Here is a 14911-nt window from a genome sequence, read left to right on the forward strand (position 1 = left end):
CTCCGCAGGAGTCGATTGGGTCACAGAATGTCCGTTTCGCTCTGCGTGCTCAGATCACAACTACCCCATCAGTCACAACAGTTGACGCGTGTAACGCCCAAGGCGCCCTTGACGGCCACCATTGGCTGCCGGTTTGCTGTCCGTGATCAGTTCATGGCGGACGGCAGCCGACCACTGCCGTACCCGACCGCCGCCGTGGACCGAGCCACAAGAAAAGCGCGTGAGGAAGTTCCGCGGTGCCCCCACCCCCGCCTCCCCTCGGCCGTGCCCGCAGACGTGCGGCGCAGTCCTTCGACGAGGCCCTCGACGACGCCGAACTCGTCGCCGCCCGAGCCGCGCTCGCCCAGGGCCGCTGGCAGCAGACCCGCGCGCTGCTGGTCCGCACGGGGGACGACTGGGACCGCCGCGGCCACCGGATCACCGTCCTCGCCCGCGAGACGTACTGCGCCGCGTGGGCCGGCGAGTGGCTGCTGGCCGAACCGGAGTCCGCCGACGCCTCCGTGCTGCTCGCGCTCGCCCGGATCCGGCGCGCCCTGCACGGCAAGGAGAAGCCCGCCCGCGCCCGCGAGGCCTGCCACCGCGCCGCGGAACTCGCCCCCGCAGACCCCACCCCCTGGCTCGGTCTGCTCCTGCTGGAGTGCGCCCAGGGCGCCGACGGCGACGTGGTCCGGCTCTTCGAGCAGGTCCGCACCCGGTACGCGGACCACCACCACGCCCACCATCTGGTGGTCGCCTGGCTCGCCGAGCGCCGGGTGGACGTGGGCCGGGACCCCCTGCACGAGGTCTACGACTTCGCCAACTGGGCCGCCGAGCAGGCCCCCGCCGACTCACCGCTCGCGGTGCTCCCGGTCATCGCCCACGCCGAGCGCTACCGCGCGCTGGCCGCCGCCGGCCACGAGCCCGCCGACCCGGCCGCCTCAGGGCACTGGGTCGGCCGCCGCGCCCGGCAGGTGATGAAGGCCGCCTTCGACTGGTGGCTGGAGTGGGAGCACGAGGACCACCCGCGCCGCCTGATCGACCTCAACTTCCTCGCCCACGCCAAGGTCTGCGAGGGCCGGGGCGCCGAGGCCGCCGCCCTCTTCCACCGCATCGGCGACCACGCCACACCGGCCCCCTGGTCCTACCCCGACCGCGACCCGCTGACCGCCTTCCGCACCGCCCGGGCGACCGCCCTGGGCACCGCCTGAGACCCCCACGCCCGACCCCCGTAAGCGACCGCCGCAACCGACCCCCGTAACCGACCCAAGGACGGACTCCCGATGACGACGGACAGTTCGAGCACGAGCAGATCCACAGCCGAGGGCATCAGTACCTTCAAGGGGCAGGAGCGGGCCCTGCGCGCCGACCGCCTCGGCACGGGGGGCCTGCTGCTCTCCGTGCTCGCCGCGACCGCCCCTCTCATGGTCGTCGCGGGTGTCATGCCCACCACATTCGCGGTGATGGGCATCGTCGGCCAGCCGCTCCTCTTCGTCGTGCTCGGCATCGTGCTCGTCCTGTTCAGCCTCGGCTACGCCGAGATGAGCAGGCACGTGCACAACGCCGGCGCCTTCTACGCCTACATCTCCCGCGGCCTCGGCGGCACCGCCGGAGCGGGCGCCGCCATGGTCGCCCTCGTCGCCTACAACGCCCTCCAGGTCGGCATCTACGGCATCTTCGGCTTCGAGGTCTCCGGCCTGTTCGCCACCTACGCCGACGTCGAGATCGCCTGGTGGATACCGGCGCTCGCGGCCGTGCTCGCCGTCGGCGCGCTCGGCTGGCTGAAGATCGACGTCAACGCGCGCGTCCTGGGCGTCCTGCTGGTCGTCGAAGTCCTGCTGGTCGTCGTCTTCGACATCGCCGCCATCGCCGACCCCGGGAAGGAGGGCCTGTCGCTGCACGCCTTCAACCCCGACACCCTCACCGGCGCCGGCGTCGGCACCGCCCTGTGCTTCTGCATCGCCGCCTTCCTCGGCTTCGAGCAGGCCCCCGTCTACGCCGAGGAGACCAACCGGCCGCACGTCCTGGTGCCGCGCGTGATGTTCCTCGCGGTCACCGGAGTCGCCGTCTTCTTCGCGATCAGCAGCTGGGCCCTCACCGTCGCCACCGGCCCGTCCGAGATCGTCGGCACCTCACGCGAGCAGAGCGCCGGACTGCTGTTCTTCCTCACCGAGTCCCGGCTCGGCGGCACCTTCACCGACGTCCTGCACGTCCTCTTCGTCACCGGCATGTTCGCGGCGATGCTCAGCTTCCACAACGTCGTCGCCCGCTACGCCTTCGCCATGGGCCGCGAGGGCCTGCTGCCCGCCGCCTTCGGCCGCACCACCGGCACCAGCGGCGCGCCCGGCACCGGTTCCCTGCTCCAGACCGGTATCGCCGCCGTGCTCGTCCTCGCTTTCGCCCTCACGGACGACAAGCCGACCGGCGACCCGACCGCGCCCGTGCTGCACCTGTTCACCTGGGGCGGCAACATCGGGGCGCTCGGCGTGATCGTCCTGATGGCGCTGGCCTCCCTGTCGGTCGTCGCGTTCTTCGTGCGCCGGGGCGCCGCCCGCGCCCAGGCCTGGCGCCTGGTCACCTCCGCCCTCGCGGGCCTCGCCCTCATCGTGATCGCGGGCTACACGGTCAAGGACTTCGACGTTCTGGTCGGCGCCGGACCCGACTCCTCCCTCAGCTGGATCCTCCCCGGCGTCATCGCCCTCGCCCTGGTCGCCGGCCTCCTCCAGGGCCTCGCCCTGCGCGCCCGCGCCCCCGAGACCCACGCCCGCATCGGCCTCGGCAACGAGGCGTTCCAGCTGGACAAGGCGGCCGAGCGCACGCCGTAGCCCGACGCCGGTTACGGAATCCTGACGAGCACCCGCGATCCCTGGCCCGCCGGGGACGCGGGTGCTCGAATGAGAAGGTGAACCCCGAACAGCCACCGGAAGACCCGGAGCCGCGCGGCAAGCCCATCGGCCGCCGCGTCCTGCTCGGCACCCTGGGACTCGGCGCACTCGGCGTCGTCGCCGCGCCCCCGCTCCAGCGCGGCCTGGAGTCCTTCCTCGCCTCGGCCTCCGACAAGGACCCCACCGGCCTGACCGGACTGCTCCCCAACGGCGGCGGCTTCCGCTACTACTCGGTCACCTCGTCCGTCCCCCGCAGGAGCGCCACCACCTACCGCCTCACCGTCGACGGCCTCGTCGACCGCCCCGCCACCTACACCCTCGCCGACCTCAGGGCCCTGCCGCAGACCCGTCTGGTCCGTGACGTCCAGTGCGTCACCGGCTGGCGCGTGCCGGACACGCCCTTCGAGGGAGTACGCCTCTCCCGCCTGCTGGACGCCGCGGGAGTGCGCCCCACGGCCGGGGCGGTGCGCTTCACCTGCTTCGACGGCGCCTACTCCGAGAGCCTCACCCTCGACCAGGCCCGCCGCGCCGACGTCCTGGTCGCCCTGCGCATGCAGGACAAGGACCTGAGCCACGCCCACGGCGGCCCCGTACGCCTCTACGTCGCCCCCATGTACTTCTACAAATCCGCGAAATGGCTCTCCGGCATCACCGTCACCGAGGACGTCCAGCCCGGCTACTGGGAGAAGCGCGGCTACGACATCGACGCCTGGGTCGGCCGCTCGAACGGACGCGACGATGAGCCTACGAGCTGACGCCCCGCCCACGGCCGCCGCGGCCGTCCGGCGCTTCGGCCCCGTCCAGCGCTGGGTGCACCGCACCACCGCCGCCCTGATGGGCCTGTGCGTCCTCACCGCCGCCTGTCTGTACGTCCCTCAGCTCGCGCAGCTCGTCGGCCGCCGCGCCCTCGTCGTCACCGTCCACGAGTGGTCCGGGCTCGCCCTGCCGCTGCCCGTGCTCATCGGCCTCGCCTCCCGCGCCCTGCGCGCCGACCTCGGCCGGCTCAACCGCTTCGGCCCGCACGACCGCACCTGGCTGCGCTCCGCCCTGCGCCGCGACAAGCGGCCCGCGTCCCGGCCGGCCGGCAAGTTCAACGCCGGGCAGAAGCTCTACGCGGCCTGGATCGCGGGCGCCACGCTGGTGATGCTGGGCACGGGCCTGATGATGTGGTTCACCCATCTCACCCCGCTGGTGTGGCGCACCAGCGCGACCTTCGTGCACGACTGGCTGGCCCTGACCATCGGGATCGTCCTCGCCGGCCACATCGGCATGGCCCTGGCCGACCCGGAGGCCCGCCGGGGCCTGCGCACGGGGACCGTGAGCCGGGAGTGGGCCGAGCGCGAGCACCCGCTGTGGCGCCCATGAGAAACGCCCGGCCGGAGAGGCTGAATCAACGCATCTCCGGCCGGGCATCATCGACGTACCGCTATATGACCAGGGACAACAGCAGCACCAGGGCCCCGGCGACCACCGAGATGATCGTCTCCATCACGGACCAGGTCTTGATGTTCTGGCCGACCGTGAGCCCGAAGTACTCCTTCACCAGCCAGAACCCGGCGTCGTTCACATGGCTGAAGAACAGCGAGCCCGCACCGATCGCGAGCACCAGCAGGGCCGCGTGGGTGGTCGACATGTCGGCCGCGAGCGGGGCCACCAGACCGGCCGCCGAGACGGTCGCCACGGTCGCCGAACCCGTCGCGAGCCGGATCGCCACCGCGATCAGCCAGGCCAGCAGCAGCGCCGGGATCGACCAGTCCTCGGAGATCTCCAGGACCATCTGACCCACACCGGTGTCGATCAGCGTCTGCTTGAAGCCGCCGCCCGCGCCGACGATGAGCAGGATTCCGGCGATGGGCGCGAGGCTCTTCTCGACCAGCGGCGAGACGCGCTCCTTGGAGAAGCCGGCCGGCCTGAGCAGCGTGAAGATGCCGACGAGCACGGCCGCGAGCAGCGCGATCAGCGGGGAGCCGATGACGTCGAAGACCCGCTGGACGGTGTTCTCGGGGTCGTCGATCACGATGTCGACGAGCGCCTTGGCGAGCATCAGCACGACCGGCAGCAGGATCGTGAACAGCGTCGGGCCGAAGCCCGGCCGCTTCTCGAGGTCCTCTGAGGCGCGCTGCGGGATCATCCGGTCCGGAGCGGGCACGTCCACCCAGCGGGCGGCGTACTTCGAGAAGACGGGACCGGCGATGATCACGGTCGGGATGGCGATGAGCACACCCAGCGCCAGCGTCACACCGAGGTTGGCGCCGACCGCGTCGATCGCGACCAGCGGGCCGGGGTGCGGCGGGACCAGTCCGTGCATCACGGACAGACCGGCGAGCGCCGGGATGCCGATGCGCATCAGCGAGTAGTTGCCGCGCTTGGCGACCATCAGCACGACCGGGATCAGCAGGACGACACCGACCTCGAAGAACAGCGGCAGACCGATCACCGAGGCGATCAGCACCATCGCCCACGGCATCGAACGACCGCCCGCCTTGGCGAGGATGGTGTCCACGATCTCGTCGGCGCCCCCGGAGTCGGCGAGCATCTTGCCGAGGATCGCGCCGAGGGCGATCAGTACGCCGACACCGGCGACGGTGGAGCCGAGTCCGGCGCTGAAACTGGTGATGACCTTGTCCAGCGGCGCCCCGGCGAACGCGCCGAGCGCCAGCGACCCGATGGTCAGCGCCAGGAAGGCATGCAGCTTGAACTTGGTGATGAGCAGGACGATGACGGCGATGCCCGCCAGGACGGCGATGCCCAGCTGAGCGTGGCCGGCCGAGGTGATCGGCTCGGGTGCGTCCGCTGCCAGCATCTCGACGCTGAGTCTGGTCACGGTGGATTCCCTTGCGAGTTACGGGGAGTCGGGGGAGAAGACCGAGGCGGTGGGGCCGCCCCGGGTGTGCGGGATCCGGCGGGTCTCAGGCGGTCGGTTCGGGGAGGGCCTCGAGGGCGGCGACCGCCCGCGCGGTGATCTCCTCCGGGCTGCCCGCCACGTCCACGGCGACCCCCGCCTCGTCCCGCTCCAGCGGCTGGAGCGTGGCGAACTGGGAGTCCAGCAGCGCCGTGGGCATGAAGTGGCCCTTCCGGTGCGACATCCGGTCCTCGATGAGCGCGCGGTCACCCGTGAGATGCAGGAAGACCACGCCGGGCGCGGCGGCCCGCAGCCGGTCGCGGTACGACCGCTTCAGCGCCGAGCAGCTGACCACCCCGCCGAGCCCGGCCCGCTCCTGCGCCCAGCCGCCGATGGCGTCCAGCCATGGCCACCGGTCCTCGTCGGTGAGCGGGGTGCCGGCCGACATCTTGGCGATGTTGGCCTGCGGGTGGAAGTCGTCGCCCTCGGCGTACGGGACGCCCAGGCGGGCGGCGAGCAGGGGACCGATCGTGGTCTTGCCCGTGCCCGCCACGCCCATGACCACCACGACGTGGGTGGAGTGCGGTCGCTGCATCGTGCTCTCACTGTCTGCTGTCGTCGTCGACACGTGATGTCGACGCAACTGAAACCTATTAGGTACGACTAATTCAAGAGCCTGTGACAAATAAGTCTGACTTTTTGTTCCCGTGATCCGCCCCGTACGCTGAGTGCATGAGCACCACGGGCCGGGGGCTGCACGGCCGCGTTCTGGACACCCTCGGCCCCGAGATCACCGCAGGCGAGTACCCGCCCGGCAGCGTCCTGCGCACCGACGAGCTCGCACAGCGTTTCGACGTGTCGCGGTCCGTGATGCGCGAGGTGGTCCGCGTCCTGGAGTCCATGCACCTCGTGGAGTCCCGCCGCCGCGTGGGCGTCACCGTCCGCCCGGCCTTCGAGTGGAACGTCTACGACCCGCAGGTCATCCGCTGGCGCCTGGCCGGCGCCGACCGCCCCCGGCAACTGCGCTCGCTCACCGTGCTGCGCTCCGCCGTCGAACCCGTCGCGGCCGGCCTCGCCGCCCGCCACGCCACGGCCGAGCAGTGCGCCGAACTCACCGAGGCCGCGCTCGGCATGGTCGCCCACTCACGCGGCCACAAGCTGGAGGGGTACCTCTTCCATGACGTGGCCTTCCACCGCGTGATCCTCACCGCGTCCGGCAACGAGATGTTCGCCCGCCTCGGCGACGTCGTGGCCGAGGTCCTCACCGGCCGCACCCAGCACGACGTGATGTTCCACGACCCCGACCCGGCCGCCGTCACCCTCCACGTCCAGGTCGCCGAGGCGGTCCGCGAACGCGACGCCGAACGCGCGGAACGCCTGACCCGCGAGATCACCGAGGGCGCCCTCCAGGAACTGGACATCCTGGCGCCGTAGCCCAGGAACTCACCGTCCCTCAGCCCAGGAACTCACCGTCGACGTACACCCACGCCCCGTCGACCCGCTCGAACCGGCTGCGCTCGTGCAGCGAGCCGCCCCGGTAGGACGCCCGGAAGGTCACCGTCCCGGTGGTGTGGAACGCGGAGCCGTCCGTCGTCCCCAGTATCTCCAGCCCCGTCCACCGCATCCGCGGATCGAAGTCGATCCGCTCAGGACGCGTCCCCGGATGCCAGGTCCGCAGCAGATAGGCGGCGTCCCGCCGCACGAAGGCGCAGTACCGCGACCGCATCAGCTTCTCCGCCGTCGGCGCCGCCGCCCCGCCGTGGTACCGGCCGCAGCACTCCTCGTACGCCTCGGGCAGCCCGCACGGGCAGGAACGCGTGGTCATGATCACTCTCCGCGGCGCGATCGTCTTCGCTGCAACGCCCGAGGGCCGCGACCTCGCGGTCGCGGCCCTCGCTTCGTGTGTCCGAGGGGGGACTTGAACCCCCACGCCCGATAAAGGGCACTAGCACCTCAAGCTAGCGCGTCTGCCATTCCGCCACCCGGACAAGGTGTCTGTCGCGCGGGTTTCCCCCCGCGGCGACGACGTAAACATTACCAGGTGTTGCGCGGTGGCCGATCACACCCCGGCCCTGACCGGGTCTTGGGGACCGCGCGGCGCGGGGAGAGGATGTGGGGGACCACAGCAGCAACCCACCAGCAGTGACAGCGGGAGGAAGCACGTGAGCGAGACGGACACGGCCAGGAGCGTCACCGGTGAGGACGAGGTCGTGGACCTCTGCCGCGAGCTGATCCGGATCGACACCAGCAACTACGGCGACCACTCGGGCCCCGGCGAGCGCAAGGCGGCCGAGTACGTCGCCGAGAAGCTCGCCGAGGTCGGCCTGGAGCCGAAGATCATCGAGTCGCACCCGGGACGCGCCTCCACGGTGGCCCGCATCGAGGGCGAGGACCCCTCCCGGCCCGCGCTGCTCATCCACGGCCACACCGACGTCGTCCCGGCCAACGCCGCCGACTGGACCCACCACCCCTTCTCCGGGGAGATCGCCGACGGATGCGTGTGGGGACGCGGCGCCGTCGACATGAAGGACATGGACGCGATGACCCTCGCGGTCGTCCGCGACCGGCTGCGCAGCGGCCGCAAGCCCCCGCGCGACATCGTCCTCGCCTTCCTCGCCGACGAGGAGGCCGGCGGCACCTACGGCGCCAAGCACCTGGTCCGCGAGCACCCGGACCTCTTCGAGGGCGTCACCGAGGCGATCGGCGAGGTCGGCGGCTTCTCCTTCACCGTCAACGAGCAACTGCGCCTCTACCTCGTCGAGACCGCCGAGAAGGGCATGCACTGGATGCGCCTCACCGTCGACGGCACGGCGGGCCACGGCTCGATGACCAACACGGACAACGCCATCACCGAACTGTGCGAGGCCGTCGCCCGCCTCGGCCGCCACACCTGGCCGGTCAGGGTCACCAAGACCGTACGGGCGTTCCTGGACGAGCTGTCCGACGCGCTCGGCACCGAGCTCGACCCGGAGAACATGGAGGAGACCCTCGCCAAGCTCGGCGGCATCGCCCGCATGATCGGCACCACGCTGCGCAACTCGGCGGCGCCCACCATGCTCGGCGCCGGCTACAAGGTCAACGTCATCCCCGGCCAGGCCACCGCGCACGTCGACGGCCGCTTCCTGCCCGGCTACGAGGAGGAGTTCCTCGCCGACCTCGACCGGATTCTCGGCCCGCGCGTCAAGCGCGAGGACGTGCACGCCGACAAGGCGCTGGAGACCGACTTCGACGGCAAGCTGGTCGACGCCATGCAGACCGCGCTGCGCGCCGAGGACCCGATCGCCCGTGCCGTGCCGTACATGCTCTCCGGCGGCACCGACGCCAAGTCCTTCGACGACCTCGGCATCCGCTGCTTCGGCTTCGCCCCGCTGCAGCTGCCCCCGGAGCTCGACTTCGCCGGCATGTTCCACGGCGTCGACGAGCGGGTGCCCGTGGACGGTCTCAAGTTCGGGGTCCGAGTCCTCGACCGATTCCTGGACGCCTCCTGACCGCCCCCGCGGCCCCCGACAATCGCGCAGACGTACGGAGTTGACCGGTACGAGTGAAGGCGACCATAAGCTCGTAGCCTCATTACTTCCCCCTCGTTAGCCGTGATGTGATCCGCAACTTTGGGTCGCATTGCCAACAAGGAGGAATAATGATCAAGAAGGTCGTCGCTGTCGCGGCTGCCACCGGTGGGCTGGTTCTCGCGGGCGCGGGCATGGCCGCTGCCGACTCCGGTGCTCAGGGGGCCGCCGTGAAGTCCCCGGGCGTCGTGTCCGGCAACGTGATCCAGGCTCCGATTCACGTCCCCGTGAACGTCTGCGGCAACACGGTCTCCGTGATCGGGCTGCTGAACCCCGCCTTCGGCAACACCTGCATCAACCAGTGACGTTGTGTCTCGCCCGCTAGGGCAAGCCATTTCAAGGGTGTGAGCCCGTCGGCCCCGGAACGCGTGCCATGCGCTCCGGGGCCGACCGGTCTTCCGACCCGTGGGAACTTTCCGAAGGCAGGGAATTCAGCTATGCGACAGGTCACCCGCAAGGGACTGATGACCATGGCGGCCGCGACCGGGGTGATCGCCGCCGCGGGCGGGGCCGCCCACGCCGACTCCGGAGCACACGGCACGGCGTCCGGCTCGCCCGGCGTCCTCTCCGGCAACTCGGTGCAGGCACCCGTGCACGCACCGGTGAACGTCTGCGGCAACACCGTCAACGTCATCGGCATCCTCAATCCGTCCGTGGGCAACTCCTGCACCAACGAGGGCGGCTCCTCCTCGTCCGGTCACGAGGGCTCCGGCGGCCACGGCGGCTCGCACGCGGGCGGGCACGCCTCGGACTCGCCCGGCGTCGGCTCCGGCAACCAGGTCCAGGCACCGGTGCACATCCCGGTGAACGTCTGCGGCAACACCGTCGACGTCATCGGCGGCGGCAACACCGCCGAGGGCAACGGCTGCGTGAACGACTCCACCGGCCACCCCGCGACGCCTGAGCACCCCGGCGAACCGGGCAACCCCGTCGAGCCCGGCACCCCGGACACTCCGGACACCCCGTCCACGCCGGACGACACCGAGCGGGGCGGCTCCTCGGGCAGCGGCGACCAGCCGGGCGCCCGGACCGTCACCCAGCCCCACCCCGAGACCCAGCTCGCCCACACCGGCAGCGACCTGCCCATGGGCCTCGCCCTGCCCGTCGGCGCCGGCGCGCTGCTCGCGGGCGCGATCCTCTACCGCAAGGCCCGGGCAGCCGCCTGACCCCGGGCACACGTCAGGGGCCGGCGGACACTCCGCGGGCCCCTGCTCTCACCAGGTGGCGCGCACCTGGAGGATGATCCGCCGCCGCAACCGCACCCTGCGGCTGCCGTCCCGCAACAGGCTCAGACGGTACAACTCCCAATGACCGTACTCCGCGTGCTCCGTCAGCAGACGGGTCGTCTCCTTGCGGGAGACCCCGCGCGGTACGTACACGTCGACAAATTCGTATTCCGGCATCGCATCTATTGTGCGGGGCGGGGCCTCGTACGGATAGCGTCTGCACTATGTCTGATGCTGCGCAGCCCACCGCTGCCGAGGTACGCGCCGCCGCCGAGGCGGTCAAGACCGCGCTCGACCGCCACCTGGCCGCGGTCGAACGCCGGTCGGGGGAGGACGACCCGGCCGTCTACGAGGCGTTCAACGAGCTGGCCGCGGCCGCGGAGGCGTACGACGAACTGCTCTACGACCGCTACGACGAGGTCACGCCCTTCGAGATCCCGGGCGGGGAGGGCGCGCTGCCGCCCTACGCGGGACCCGAGGAGCCCAGCGCCCTCAGCGTGCTGATCCGCCGCGACTACGCCGTCGCGCAGCCGCAGCGGCTGCTGGCGCACGCCCAGCGGATCGAGGCGGCGGACGAGGACGAGCCCAGCCAGACCTCGAGCACCGTCCACGGCGCGCTCGGCATCCTCTTCGGCGAGTTCGAACCCGACGAGATCGCCTCCCGGCACAAGGAGTTCGGCCTGGAGGAGGGCGACTCCACGCTCTGGGTGACGGCGACGGACGACCCCCCGGAGCCGGGGGAGTGGCTGGAGGCCCCCTTCGAGCAGGTGGACCCGGAACGGGTCGTCTGCCGTTTCGACGTCAGCGCGGTCTTCGACGAGGAGGCCGACGACGACATCGAGGACGACGCCATCGAGGACGAGCTGGACCCGGTCCTCGACGAGGACGAGGACCTCGAGCCCCTCGACGCCGACCGCTGACCCGACGGCGGTGACCCCCCGGTGGTCACCGCCGCACCGGCCCTCTCAGCCGGCCTCCGCCGCGATCTGCGGGGTCAGCAGATGGGGCAGGCGCGTGGTCCGCGGCTTGGCCGGCACCTCGGCCACCGCCCGGGGCAGCGCCTGCTCCACCCCGTGCACCACGGACAGATGACGGTCGGCCCTGCTGAACGCCGTGTACACCCAGGGACGGCTCAGCGCCGGCACCGCATCGCCCGGCAGCACCACGACCACCGCCGGCCAGCGGCAGCCCACCGCCTGGTGCGCGGTCAGCGCCCACCCGTGCCGTACGGACTGCTCCACCCGCTCCTTCGGTACGACGACGGCCTCGCCCGCGCACGACAGGTGCAGCCCCTCGGCGTCGGCCTTCACCACCCGGCCCGGCAGCGTCCGCCCCGGGGCGGGGGAGTAGGCCACCCGGTCGCCCGGGTCGAAGCCCCCGAACCGCCCCGGCCCCGGATTCAGCCGCTCCTTCAGCGCCGCGTTCAGCACCCGCGTACCCACCGCGCCCCCGTGCCCCGGCGTGATCACCTGCGTCTCCTCGGCCGGCACACCGATCGCGCGCGGCACCGAGTCCACCACCAGCTGCACGGTCCGGTGCACGGCCTCGCCCGCGTCCCGCACCGGCACGATCACGACCTCCTTGCCGGGTGCCTCCACCTGGTTCAGCTCCCCGACCCCGATGCCGGAGACCAGCTCGCCCAGCGGCCCGGGATCCGGCCGCCGCGAGGCGACCTGCGGGCACACCCGCGCCGCCAGCAGATCGGCGAACACCCGCCCCGGACCCACGGACCACAGCACCGCCGGATCCCCGGACAGCACCAGCCGCGCCCCGTCCGGCAGCGACTCCGTCACCAGCGCGGCCGCCTCGACATCCAGCTGCGGGGCGTCCAGCACCACGAGCAGGTCCACATCGAGCGCCCCGTCGGAGTCCCGCCCCGGCCCCTCGGCACCGGCCAGCAGCCCGGCCACGGTCACGACTGCGGGCCCGTCCTCGCCCACCAGCGCCGCGAAGCGGTCCCGCCCGAGGGGGCTGTGCGCGGCCGCGCAGACCCGCAGCCCCATACCCTCCGCAGCCCGCAGCAGCGCCGCAGGCTCGGCCAGCGCGGCCTCACCCCCGGTGTGCAGCACCAGCCCGTGCCCGGCGACGGCACGGATCAACTCACCCGCGGACCCCTCCGCACCGGCCGCGGCCCGCTCCCACTCCTCGCGGGATCCGTCCTCCTTGGGCACGGAGTTGACCAGCCGGGCCAGCCCGTCGGCGAGACTCTCCTCGGCCAGCGCATACCGCTCCAGCCCGACCAACACCCGTACGGGGCGCTCGCCGTCCTCCTCCTCGACCGCGTCGGCCTCCCCCTCCAACGCGTCCTGGAAGACGAGCACATCGCCCTCGGCGACCGCACTGCGCACGGCCTCCTCCGCCTCCGGCACACCCTGCCGCTCCAGCGCGGCGACCAGCGCGGACATCTCCAGCGCCGTGTGCCCGGCCGGCGCGGCCTGCTCCAGCAGCCAGACCGTGAGCGCCCGCCCACGCCGCTCGTCGCCCGGCGCGGCCTCACCGCCGAGCAGCGCCCGCGCGAACCCGTCGGCCTGCTCCGGCCGCACCCCACCGATCCGCAGCAACTGCCAGGGATCCGCCCGCAGCAACTCGGCGGCCCCCTCACCCAGCACACTCGCGGCCTGCACAGCGAGCCCCTCGGGCGCACCGCCTTCGGCGAGCACCGCCCGCACTCCCTCGACGACATGAGGTGTGGCCCCCACCGGAGCCGGGGCCACCACACGCCGTACCGGCTGGGGCGCGGGCCTGCGCGGCGCGGGCGCCGGCTCCTCGAACACCGTGGCCGGCGGCTTCTCCCCGCTCTCCACGGCCCGCACCGCGGCGAGCAGATCGGCGGCCTTGCCACTGAGCTTGGCCCCGGCCTCGATGGGCCCCTGCTTCTCCGCCTTCCGCCGCTCGATCCGCTCCCGCTCGATCCGCTGGGCCTGCAACTCGGCCTCGGCCTCGGACACCTGCGCACCGTCGGCCGACGCGGCGTCCTGCGGGGTCTCCGGGGTCTCGGGCGTGCTCACAGCGTGCTCCAGTCGTGATCGGGATACCGGTGCACGGGCGCCGACACATCATCGAGCGCCCGGCAGATCTCGTCAGGAAGACTAAGCGCCTCCACTGACAATGCCGCCGCGAGCTGCTGAGCGTTGCGCGCGCCGACGATCGGCGCGACCACCCCGGGCCGGTCCCGCACCCACGCCAGAGCCACCTGCAACGCGCTCACGGCGAGCCCGTCGGCCGCCGTCGTCACGGCGTCCACGATCCGGCTCGCCGTCTCGTCGAGATACGGCGCGACGAACGGAGCCAGATGCTCCGAGGCGCCCCGCGAGTCCGGCGGCATGGCCTCGTTCCGGTACTTGCCGGTCAGCACGCCTCGCCCCAGCGGCGAGGACGGAAGCAGCCCGATCCCCAGATCGAGCGCGGCCGGCAGCACCTCCCGCTCCACGCCCCGCTGCAACAGCGAGTACTCCATCTGCGTACTCGCCAGCCGCGTCCGCGCACCCGGCGCCGCGAGCTGCCAGGTCCCGGCCTTGGCCAGCTGCCACCCGCAGAAGTTGGACACCCCGGCGTAGCGGGCCCGCCCGCTGCCGACGGCGATGTCCAGTGCCTGGAGCGTCTCCTCCAACGGTGTGGCGGGGTCGTACGCATGCACATGCCACACGTCGACGTAATCGGTGCCCAGCCTGGCCAGCGAGGCGTCCAGCGCGGACAGCAGATGCCCGCGCGACCCGTCGAACCGGCGGTCGGGATCCGGGACGCTCCCGGCCTTCGTCGAGATGACGAGGTCCCGGCGCGGGACCAGCCCGTCGATCAGCTTCCCGAGCAGATACTCGGCCTCGCCGTCGCCGTACACGTCCGCGGTGTCGACGAGTGTCCCGCCCGCTTCCCAGAAGGTCTTCATGAGATCCGCGGCGTCGTGCTCGTCGGTGTCCCGACCCCAGGTCAGAGTCCCGAGCCCGATCCGGGACACACGCAGGCCGGTACGGCCGAGATGCCTCTGCTCCATGAACGCCGAGATTACTGGCCAGAACCGTGCGTGTGTGTGCCTGTGGACAAGCGAATTGCCCTCCCCGGTACTGCCCAGCGCACCCGACGCCAGTGCCGGCCGGGGGTGGGTGTCGCGGCCCGCGCTCGCGGGGTGCCTCCCCCACTCTCGGCTTCGCTCGAGCGGGGGGACCCCCACCGCCCACCCGTGCCGCCCCAGCGGCACGACTGCCCGCAGCTAGGGCGGGATCGCCGACCGCCCGCAGCTACGCGGGTACGGCGGGCCCCTGCCAACGCGACGGCCGCAGACGCGCGCGGTGCGCAAGCTCAGCGCAGCGTAGGCGTGGCGCGGACGCCCGCGGCGGGGAGGGGACGGGGCGGTGGTGTCTGCCCGCAGCGGCTGGCGCGTCAACGCCCCCGCTTCTCGAGTCGACCGATTCCGCGCCA

The 14911-nt window shown here is 72.2% G+C and carries 15 protein-coding genes and 1 tRNA gene; 9 read left to right on the top strand and 7 right to left on the bottom strand.

Features of this window, described 5'->3' with window-relative positions:
- Positions 1-236: 236 nt before the first annotated feature.
- The 4 genes from N4P33_RS09680 (at position 237) to N4P33_RS09695 (ending at position 4226) form a co-directional block, all read left to right on the top strand.
- Positions 237-1187, top strand: a complete 951-nt coding sequence (locus tag N4P33_RS09680; RefSeq protein WP_260825916.1) for a hypothetical protein — start codon at positions 237-239, stop codon at positions 1185-1187.
- 72 nt (positions 1188-1259) lie between these two features.
- Positions 1260-2801, top strand: a complete 1542-nt coding sequence (locus N4P33_RS09685; protein WP_260825917.1) for an APC family permease — start codon at positions 1260-1262, stop codon at positions 2799-2801.
- 77 nt (positions 2802-2878) lie between these two features.
- Positions 2879-3616: a molybdopterin-dependent oxidoreductase gene (locus tag N4P33_RS09690; RefSeq protein ID WP_260825918.1), complete on the top strand. Its 738-nt coding sequence runs from the start codon at positions 2879-2881 to the stop codon at positions 3614-3616.
- Entirely contained in the window at positions 3600-4226 is a 627-nt protein-coding gene (locus N4P33_RS09695) for a cytochrome b/b6 domain-containing protein (protein ID WP_260825919.1), read from the top strand. Before N4P33_RS09690 ends, N4P33_RS09695 begins: the two co-directional genes overlap by 17 nt.
- Positions 4227-4287: 61 nt before the next feature.
- Here the strand turns inward: N4P33_RS09695 and N4P33_RS09700 are convergent, their stop codons facing one another.
- Positions 4288-5685, bottom strand: coding sequence for a GntP family permease (locus N4P33_RS09700; RefSeq protein ID WP_260825920.1), 1398 nt, complete (start codon positions 5683-5685; stop codon positions 4288-4290).
- An 85-nt stretch (positions 5686-5770) separates the two neighbouring features.
- Entirely contained in the window at positions 5771-6298 is a 528-nt protein-coding gene (locus tag N4P33_RS09705) for a gluconokinase (RefSeq protein WP_260825921.1), read from the bottom strand.
- 137 nt (positions 6299-6435) lie between these two features.
- Here N4P33_RS09705 and N4P33_RS09710 point away from each other — a divergent pair, with 137 nt between their 5' ends.
- On the top strand, positions 6436-7137 hold the full coding sequence (locus N4P33_RS09710; RefSeq protein WP_260825922.1) for a FadR/GntR family transcriptional regulator: 702 nt from the start codon (positions 6436-6438) through the stop codon (positions 7135-7137).
- Positions 7138-7156: 19 nt separating this feature from the next.
- Here the strand turns inward: N4P33_RS09710 and N4P33_RS09715 are convergent, their stop codons facing one another.
- Positions 7157-7528, bottom strand: coding sequence for a YchJ family protein (locus N4P33_RS09715; RefSeq protein ID WP_260825923.1), 372 nt, complete (start codon positions 7526-7528; stop codon positions 7157-7159).
- 78 nt (positions 7529-7606) lie between these two features.
- Positions 7607-7691: transfer RNA gene (locus tag N4P33_RS09720), tRNA-Leu, on the bottom strand.
- A 174-nt stretch (positions 7692-7865) separates the two neighbouring features.
- Here N4P33_RS09720 and N4P33_RS09725 point away from each other — a divergent pair.
- The 3 genes from N4P33_RS09725 to N4P33_RS09735 all read left to right on the top strand — a co-directional run bounded on the left by N4P33_RS09725 (position 7866) and on the right by N4P33_RS09735 (position 10435).
- Positions 7866-9191: a M20/M25/M40 family metallo-hydrolase gene (locus tag N4P33_RS09725; protein WP_260825924.1), complete on the top strand. Its 1326-nt coding sequence runs from the start codon at positions 7866-7868 to the stop codon at positions 9189-9191.
- Positions 9192-9340: 149 nt separating this feature from the next.
- Positions 9341-9574, top strand: a complete 234-nt coding sequence (gene chpH, locus N4P33_RS09730) for a chaplin ChpH (RefSeq protein WP_260825925.1) — start codon at positions 9341-9343, stop codon at positions 9572-9574.
- Positions 9575-9706: 132 nt separating this feature from the next.
- Entirely contained in the window at positions 9707-10435 is a 729-nt protein-coding gene (locus N4P33_RS09735) for a chaplin (protein ID WP_260825926.1), read from the top strand.
- 48 nt (positions 10436-10483) lie between these two features.
- On the opposite strand, the gene N4P33_RS09740 is transcribed toward N4P33_RS09735, so the two are convergent.
- The gene (locus N4P33_RS09740) at positions 10484-10672 is read right to left on the bottom strand and encodes a DUF5703 family protein (RefSeq protein WP_260825927.1); all 189 of its coding nucleotides are present in this window, start codon (positions 10670-10672) and stop codon (positions 10484-10486) included.
- Between the two features lie 47 nt (positions 10673-10719).
- Here N4P33_RS09740 and N4P33_RS09745 point away from each other — a divergent pair, with 47 nt between their 5' ends.
- On the top strand, positions 10720-11415 hold the full coding sequence (locus tag N4P33_RS09745; RefSeq protein WP_260825928.1) for a hypothetical protein: 696 nt from the start codon (positions 10720-10722) through the stop codon (positions 11413-11415).
- Between the two features lie 45 nt (positions 11416-11460).
- On the opposite strand, the gene N4P33_RS09750 is transcribed toward N4P33_RS09745, so the two are convergent.
- Complete coding sequence (locus N4P33_RS09750; RefSeq protein WP_260825929.1) at positions 11461-13503, bottom strand: helix-hairpin-helix domain-containing protein; 2043 nt, start codon at positions 13501-13503, stop codon at positions 11461-11463.
- On the bottom strand, positions 13500-14486 hold the full coding sequence (locus tag N4P33_RS09755; protein WP_260825930.1) for an aldo/keto reductase: 987 nt from the start codon (positions 14484-14486) through the stop codon (positions 13500-13502). The genes N4P33_RS09750 and N4P33_RS09755 overlap by 4 nt, the downstream gene beginning before the upstream one ends.
- Positions 14487-14911: the final 425 nt, after the last annotated feature.

The sequence above is a fragment of the Streptomyces sp. 15-116A genome (genome assembly GCF_025290915.1).
Classification (GTDB): domain Bacteria; phylum Actinomycetota; class Actinomycetes; order Streptomycetales; family Streptomycetaceae; genus Streptomyces.

What these genes read in the sequence shown, in the direction of transcription:
- N4P33_RS09735 (WP_260825926.1), top strand. Translation starts at nt 9,707, where the DNA reads ATGCGACAGGTCACCCGCAAGGGACTGATGACCATGGCGGCCGCGACC.
- chpH (WP_260825925.1), top strand. Translation starts at nt 9,341, where the DNA reads ATGATCAAGAAGGTCGTCGCTGTCGCGGCTGCCACCGGTGGGCTGGTT.
- N4P33_RS09705 (WP_260825921.1), bottom strand. Translation starts at nt 6,298, where the DNA reads ATGCAGCGACCGCACTCCACCCACGTCGTGGTGGTCATGGGCGTGGCG.
- N4P33_RS09755 (WP_260825930.1), bottom strand. Translation starts at nt 14,486, where the DNA reads ATGGAGCAGAGGCATCTCGGCCGTACCGGCCTGCGTGTGTCCCGGATC.
- N4P33_RS09685 (WP_260825917.1), top strand. Translation starts at nt 1,260, where the DNA reads ATGACGACGGACAGTTCGAGCACGAGCAGATCCACAGCCGAGGGCATC.
- N4P33_RS09740 (WP_260825927.1), bottom strand. Translation starts at nt 10,672, where the DNA reads ATGCCGGAATACGAATTTGTCGACGTGTACGTACCGCGCGGGGTCTCC.
- N4P33_RS09715 (WP_260825923.1), bottom strand. Translation starts at nt 7,528, where the DNA reads ATGACCACGCGTTCCTGCCCGTGCGGGCTGCCCGAGGCGTACGAGGAG.
- N4P33_RS09695 (WP_260825919.1), top strand. Translation starts at nt 3,600, where the DNA reads ATGAGCCTACGAGCTGACGCCCCGCCCACGGCCGCCGCGGCCGTCCGG.
- N4P33_RS09745 (WP_260825928.1), top strand. Translation starts at nt 10,720, where the DNA reads ATGTCTGATGCTGCGCAGCCCACCGCTGCCGAGGTACGCGCCGCCGCC.
- N4P33_RS09710 (WP_260825922.1), top strand. Translation starts at nt 6,436, where the DNA reads ATGAGCACCACGGGCCGGGGGCTGCACGGCCGCGTTCTGGACACCCTC.